Annotated in this window: 5 protein-coding genes; all 5 read right to left on the reverse strand. The window is 69.5% G+C overall.

Annotated elements, in window-relative coordinates; translation table 11 throughout:
* Positions 1 to 16 precede the first annotated feature (16 nt).
* The gene (mnmE, locus tag HEP75_RS22110; RefSeq protein WP_185824978.1) at positions 17 to 1357 is read right to left on the reverse strand and encodes a tRNA uridine-5-carboxymethylaminomethyl(34) synthesis GTPase MnmE; all 1341 of its coding nucleotides are present in this window, start codon (positions 1355 to 1357) and stop codon (positions 17 to 19) included.
* 29 nt (positions 1358 to 1386) lie between these two features.
* Entirely contained in the window at positions 1387 to 4122 is a 2736-nt protein-coding gene (locus HEP75_RS22115; protein WP_185824979.1) for a polysaccharide deacetylase family protein, read from the reverse strand.
* A gap of 94 nt (positions 4123 to 4216) precedes the next feature.
* Entirely contained in the window at positions 4217 to 5959 is a 1743-nt protein-coding gene (yidC, locus tag HEP75_RS22120) for a membrane protein insertase YidC (RefSeq protein ID WP_185824980.1), read from the reverse strand.
* Between the two features lie 18 nt (positions 5960 to 5977).
* Positions 5978 to 6415 carry a ribonuclease P protein component gene (rnpA, locus tag HEP75_RS22125; protein ID WP_185824981.1) on the reverse strand — a complete coding sequence of 146 codons (438 nt, stop codon included), beginning with the start codon at positions 6413 to 6415 and terminating at the stop codon, positions 5978 to 5980.
* Positions 6416 to 6453: 38 nt separating this feature from the next.
* The gene (gene rpmH / locus HEP75_RS22130; protein WP_003469983.1) at positions 6454 to 6594 is read right to left on the reverse strand and encodes a 50S ribosomal protein L34; all 141 of its coding nucleotides are present in this window, start codon (positions 6592 to 6594) and stop codon (positions 6454 to 6456) included.
* Between the last annotated feature and the right edge of the window lie 258 nt (positions 6595 to 6852).

The raw sequence follows: 6852 nt of genomic DNA on the forward strand, positions 1-6852 counted from the left end.
GGCAAGTGGGCGTGCCCTACTTGCCGATGCAGAAGCTGGAGAAGATCCGCCCGAGCAAGTCGTCGGCGCTGAGATGGCCGACGATCTCGCCAAGCGCGGCGTGCGCCAGGCGCAGTTCCTCGGCGGCCAGTTCCAGCCGTTCGTAGCCCAGCTCGGCCGCCGCGGCGGTGGCGTGTTCTGCGGCGCGCTGCAGCGCCTCCACGTGGCGCGCACGCGCGGAGAATTCGCCGTCGCTGCCGTCGCCGGCGGCATGCCCGGCGATCGCGCGCAGTTGCGCGTGCAGCTGTTCGAGACCGCTGCCGGTGCTGGCGGAGACGTAAATGCTGTCTTCCGTCGCTTCCGGCACGGCGTCGAGCAGATCGCTCTTGTTGTGGATCCACAGCCGCTGCGGCACGTCGGCGATGGCCTCGGCGATGGCGGCGCGGCCGGCGTCGGCAGCGCGCGCGTCGAGCACGATCAGCGCCAGGTCAGCGCGCTGCAGCTCCAGCCGCGCGCGGCGCATGCCTTCGCGCTCGATCGCATCGCCGCCGTCGCGCAGGCCGGCGGTGTCCACCAGGGTCAGCTCGACGCCGTCCAGGCGCACCGTCTCGCGCAGGGTGTCGCGGGTGGTGCCGGCGATGTCGGTGACGATGGCGCGCTCGCTGCCGGCCAGCGCGTTGAGCAGCGAACTCTTGCCGGCGTTCGGCGGCCCCACCAGCACCGCGTGCAGGCCGTCGCGCAGGCGCCGGCCGCGTTCGGCGTCCAGCAGCAGTTGCGCCAGGTCCGCACGCGCCTGTGCCAGACCGGCGCGCACTTGTTCGCCGCCGAGCGTGTCCAGCGATTCGTCGGCGAAATCGATCGCCGCCTCGGTATGGATGCGCAGCCGGATCAGGTGTTCGGCCAGGGCCTCGACCCGGCGCGAGAACACGCCGTCCATCGACCTGCGCGCCGCGCGCGCAGCGCGCAGGTCGCCGGCGGCGATCAGGTCGGCGATCGCCTCGGCCTGGGCCAGGTCCAGCTTGCGGTTGAGGAAGGCGCGCTCGCTGAACTCGCCGGGCCGCGCCGGCCGCGCGCCGAGTTCGCAGCAGCGCGCCACCAGTTGCCGCAGCAGCACCGGGCTGCCGTGCGCCTGCAATTCCAGCACGTCCTCGCCAGTGAAGCTGCGCGGCGCCGGAAACCACAGCGCGATGCCGTCGTCGAGCGTCTCTCCCTGCGCATCGCGGAAGCGCGCATAGCGCGCCGTGCGCGGTGGCAGCGCGCCCAGGCCGAGACCGGCGCCGATCGCCGCGGCCAGGCGCCCGGACACGCGCACCACGCCAACGCCGCCCGCACCCGGGGCGGTGGCGATGGCGGCGATGGTGTCGGCGGCGTGCGGCATGGCGAAGAACGTCCCGGCGGCGCTGCAGGCTACAACGTCTGCAGCTGCGCGCGCGCGTAGGCCGCCGAGGCGCCGCCCGGCTGCAGTTCCAGGTAGGTCTGGAACGCATGCTTGGCCTTGGCCGCATCGCCCATCTGCCGATAGGCGTCGCCGAGATTGATGTAGGCCACCGCGCGCGAGGGATCGATCTTCAGCGTGTTCTCCAGCCAGCGCGCGGCCTGCGCGTACTTGCCCTGGCGGTAGTAGATGAAGCCGAGATTGTTGGCCGCCAGCGCGAAGTCGGGACGCAGCTTCAGCGCTTCGGTGAACTGCGCCTCGGCCTCGTCGTAGCGCTTTTCCTTGTACAGCTGCAGGCCACGGTCGTTGGCGCGCTGCGCCTGTTGGCGATCGGACAGCGGCCCGGCCGCGACCGGCACCGCCAGCGGCCGCTCGCCGCCCTGCAGGTCCTTGACCACGGTCGGCTTGGCCGCAGGCGCCGCGGCCGATGCCGCCGCCGTGGCGGGCGTGGCCACCGCCGGCACCGCCGCGGCGACCCGATCGTTCATCGCGATCGCCGCCGAGGACAGCTGCTGCGTGTTGGCGGTCAGGAACTCGTCGCCTTCCGGCACCTGCAGCACGAACTCGCCGCCCTGCGAGCCGGGCAGGCTGCCGAACGCCGGCGTCTGCGGCGAGATGCTCGACACCGCCGGCGCCACGTACGCGGCCAGTTCGGTGCCCGTGATCAGGCCGTCGCCATTGAGATCGCCCTTGCCCGACAGCGCCTGCAACAGCACCCAGGTGAACACCGAATGGCCATTGGGGCCGCTGTCGGCGACCTGCTGGTCGGCACCGCCGGCGGTGAGCATCTGCCGCGCCACGCGCCGCGCATTCTCGCGCAGGTAGGCACCGGTGCCGCCGCCGCCGCGGGTCAGGCCCAGGCCGCTGTAGCAGGCGTCCATCACGAACAGCACGTGCTTGGCTTCCAGGCTCTCGGCGATGTCCTGAATCTCGGTCATCGGGATCGCATCGGTGGCGAACTGTGTCGGGTCCGAATCGGCCGGCACGATGTAGCCCAGGTCGCGCCCGGAGGCGAGCTTGCGGGTGGCGCCATGCCCGGCGAAGAACACGAACACGCGGTCGTTCTTGCCCACCCCGCCGTGCGCCAGGCGGTCGTGGAACGCAGCCAGGATGTTGTTGCGCGTGGCTTCCTGGTTCTTCAGCACGATCACCTGCGACGACGGAAAACCGAAGCTGCCGGTCAGCGTCTGCGCGATCGCCTGCGCGTCGTTGGCCGCGTACTGCAGCTTGGGCCAGTGCGCGTAGTCGTCGATGCCGATCACGATCGCCCACGACTTGTCGTAGCCGCTGGTCACCGCCGGCGCCGCCGCATTGGCCGCCGCGCGCGCCACGCTGAAATCGCGCCCGTTCCAGGCGGCGAACTGGTAGCCGTCGGCGCTGAGCCGGTCCAGGATCTGCGGCAGCGCCTTGACCGTGCGTGCGTGGATGTCGTGGAACAGCAGGATGCCGCGCTGCTCGCGGCCGACCTGCTCGAGCACGCGCTGCACGATCGATTCGGGCACCGGGTCGGCCCAGTCCAGCGAGTCCACGTTCCACATCACCGACTTCAATCCGGCTTCGCCGAGGATCTGCATGCCCTCGGCGTTGCGCGCGCCGTACGGGAAGCGGAACAGCGGCGCGCGCTTGGCATCGACCGCGCGCAGCATGCGGTCGGTGTCCAGGATCTGGCTGCGCAGCGCGGCGCCGGTTTCCTTGGACAGCTGCGCATGGGTCAGGCTGTGGTTGCCGACCGTGTAGCCCTGCTCCATCAGCTCGCGGCTGACGCTGGCCAGCGGCGCCAGTTCGACCTTGCCGTCGGCATCGAGCTTGCCCAGGTTGCGGCCGACCTCGAAGAACGTGGCCGGCACGTCGTAGCGCTTGAGGATGGCGACGATCTCGTCGGTGTACTCGCGGTGCGGGCCGTCGTCGAAGCTCAGCACCACCGTCTTCGGCGGCAGGTCGCGGCCGAACACTTCGCGGTCGCTGTCCTGCATCGACATCGGATACGGGGTGATCACCCCGTAGTCGCGCAGGATCCGTTCGCGCGTGTACAGCGTGCCCAGGTGGGCGAGGTAGTCCTCCCACTTCTCGCGCTTCTGCACGATCGCGCGGGTGCGGTCGAAGCGGCTGAAGATCGCGGTGATCTCGCGGTTGTAGGTGCGCTCGATCTCGTCCAGCGCTTCCAGATCCTCGCCGATGCGCTGGTGCAGCTTGATCGCCGGCAGCGAGGAATCCTTGCCGATGCGCGTCTGCCAGTCGGCCAGGATCTCGCGGAACGCCAGGCGGTCGGCGTCGTACAGGTCCGGCGCCGATTCGACGTAGTCCAGCAGCGCGCCGACCGCGGCGAAACGCTGCGCGTCCGGCTGCGCCAGCAACGCATCGAACTGCTTGGCCAACGCGTCGCGCCGCTCCAGGCCTTCATGGAACAACTGCTGGCCCACGCCGCTGGAAGTCTGCCGCTCGGCCGGCGATTGCTTGGCCTCGTCGGCCAGCAGCACGATGATCTTGCGCTGCGCCGCCAGCTGTTCCTGCAGCTGCGTGCGGATCGCCGCGGCCTGCGCCTGCAGCGCGGGCGAACCCGGCAACGGCGTGGCGTCGGCGTCCGCCGCGTGCGCGGACGGTGCTGCGCCCGTGGCCGTGGACGACGTACTACGCTGGCAGCCTGGCAGCGCAAGCACGATCAGGCATAGCGCGGTGAACGGCAGGAAGGCGGAACGGCGGTCGAGCATGGCCCGGGACTCGCAAGGACGGTGGCAGGACAGGCGAGCGCGCAATGCCGCGGCCGCATACGCAACGCCCGCCTTGCGGCGGGCGTTGTCGAACTTACTTCTTCGCCTTGGCCGGTGGCTTGGCGCCGGCGCCGGCGGTGGCCGCCTCGCCGTGGCGCTTGGTCATCCACCACTGCTGCAACAGACCCAGCGAACCGTTGGTGACCCAGTACAGCACCAGGCCCGATGGCACGAAGGCCATCATCACGCCGAACACCAGCGGCATGAACTGCATCATCCGCGCCTGCATCGGGTCCATGCCCGGCGACGGCGTCAGCTTCTGCGTCAGCCACATCACCGCCACGTTGATCACCGGCAGGATGAAGTATGGATCGCGCGCAGTCAGGTCCTGGATCCAGGCGAACCACGGCGCCTGGCGCAGCTCCACCGATTCCACCAGCACCCAGTACAGCGCGAAGAAGATCGGCATCTGCACCAGCACCGGCAGGCAGCCGCCCATCGGATTGATCTTCTCCTTCTTGTACAGCTCCATCATCGCGGTCTGGAACTTCTGCTTGTCGTCGCCGTAGCGTTCCTTGAGCTGCTGGATGCGCGGCTGGAACTTGCGCATCTTGGCCATGCTCTTGTACTGCGCGGCCGACAGCGGATACAGCATCAGCTTCAGCAGGATCACCAGGCCGACGATCGACCAGCCCCAGTTGCCGAGCAGGGTGTGCAGGTGGCTGAGCACCCAGAACAGGCCCTGGCCCAGGATCGCCATCAGCGAGAACCGGCTGTAGTCGACCACGCGGTCCAGGCCGCGCACGTTTTCCTTGGCGATCTGGTTGACCAGCTTCGGGCCGACCCACAGCCGCGCCTCGCTGCTGGCGCGCGCGCCGGGGGCCACGGTGAAGCCCGGGCCGCGCGCTTCGATGACATGCCGCGGGCCATCGTTGGACAGCACGTACAGCGCGTCCTGGTCGGCCTGCGGGATCCAGCCGGTGAAGAAGTGGTGCTGCAGCAGCGCGATCCAACCGCCCTTGATGGTCTGGTTGAGCGGACCGTCTTCCAGGAAGTCCTTGAACGCGCGGCGCTGGTAGCCGTCCTGCGCGCTGAACCAGGTGGCGCCGTTGAAGCTGAAGGAATCCGGGTTGGTCATGCCGCGGCTGACGATGGTCGGCACCCGGCTCAGCTTGCGGAACACGTAGCCCTGCCAGGGCTTGCTGCCCTGGTTGATGATCTCGTCCTTGATCTGCACCGCGTAGTGGCCGCGCTGCACGGTGTAGACGCGGCGGATGCTGATGCCGTCCGGGCCATTCCACACGAACGGCACCTGCAGCGCGTCCTGGCCCTTGGCCAGCACGTAGTCCTTACCCGGCTGCTCGGGGCGGAAGCCGCCCGGACCCGGCGAGGGCGCGTTGTGCTCGCCGACCCAGCCGCTGGTGGCGGTGTACGGATGCACCGGGTCCTCGGTCAGCAGCGCCACCGGCGGGCTGCCGGGTTGCTTGGTCTGCGGAAACATCAGCAGATCCGCGTCGAACACGCTGCGCCCGTCCAGGGTCAGGTGCAGCACGTCGGTGGTGATGGTGACCCGCGGCGCGGCGCCGGCGGCGGTCGGGGTGGCGGCCGTTTCGGGCGTCGTGCCCGGCACGGTAGCGGCACCGGGCACGGTGGCGCGCGGCACGGCAGGCGTGCCGGCGTTGCCGGCATCGGCGTCCTGCGCGGGCGGCACCGTGGTCGCGGCCGCAATGGCGGTCGCATCGGCCGCAGGCGCGGCGTGCTCCTTGTTCCACTCCATCCACAACAGGGCCGCGACCATCAGCCAGGCAAAGATCAGGAAAAGGCGGGTCTGGTTCATCGGACAGGCAAGCTCGGCTCAGCCAGAAACGGGTTCTGACTTGGAAGTGGGGGAAGAAGGAGAGAGGGGCGGCGGCATTGTGCCGTCCGCAGCCGGGGCCGGCAATGCGCCAGCGCGACGCAGCAGGCGCAGATAGGCCTGACGCAGCTGTTCGCCACTGGCCTGGGCGGCGGCGCTGCGCGCCACCACCACATAGTCGCCCGGCGCCAGCCACGGCAGCAGATGCCGCGTGGCGTCGCGCAGGACGCGTTTGATGCGATTGCGGACCACGGCGCGCTTGTCGACCTTGCGCGACACGGCAAGGCCGAGCCGCGCAGGGTGATCGGCGCTGCGCCAGTGCAGGCTCATCAGCGGTTCGGAGCAGCGGCGTGCGGCATCGAACACGACGCGGTATTCCGCAGACGTGCGAACCCGCGCAGAGCGAGGAAATCGCCTACGCGGGTCGGGATGATTCACGGTCCGGATTGCAGGCGCCGCCTGGGGCGGCGAAGCAATCAAGCGCTAAGGCGCTTGCGGCCCTTGGCGCGGCGACGGGCCAGGATCTTGCGGCCGTCGGCGGTCGCCATACGGGCACGGAAGCCATGGTCGCGCTTGCGCTTGAGGTTGCTGGGCTGGAATGTGCGCTTGGTGGCCATCGGGGCGCTCTGTCTGAATGAGGCGGAAAGAACCGGAAATTCTATAGAACCAACCGGGGTGCGGTCAACTGCTCTTTATCCGGCGCCAAGACAGGCGCTGCGCGCGGCCTGTGGATGGATCTGTGCATAGATGCGGGAAAACCATTCCAGACCCTGCGTGCCGATGGTAGTCTGACTCATCCGCTTTCCTCTTTTCACCGGCCGAGTGCGCCGCGATCGTTCGCGCCTCACGCCTGGTCTCTCAATGAATTACATCTG

The organism is Xanthomonas sp. SI (assembly GCF_014236855.1).
Classification (GTDB): domain Bacteria; phylum Pseudomonadota; class Gammaproteobacteria; order Xanthomonadales; family Xanthomonadaceae; genus Xanthomonas_A.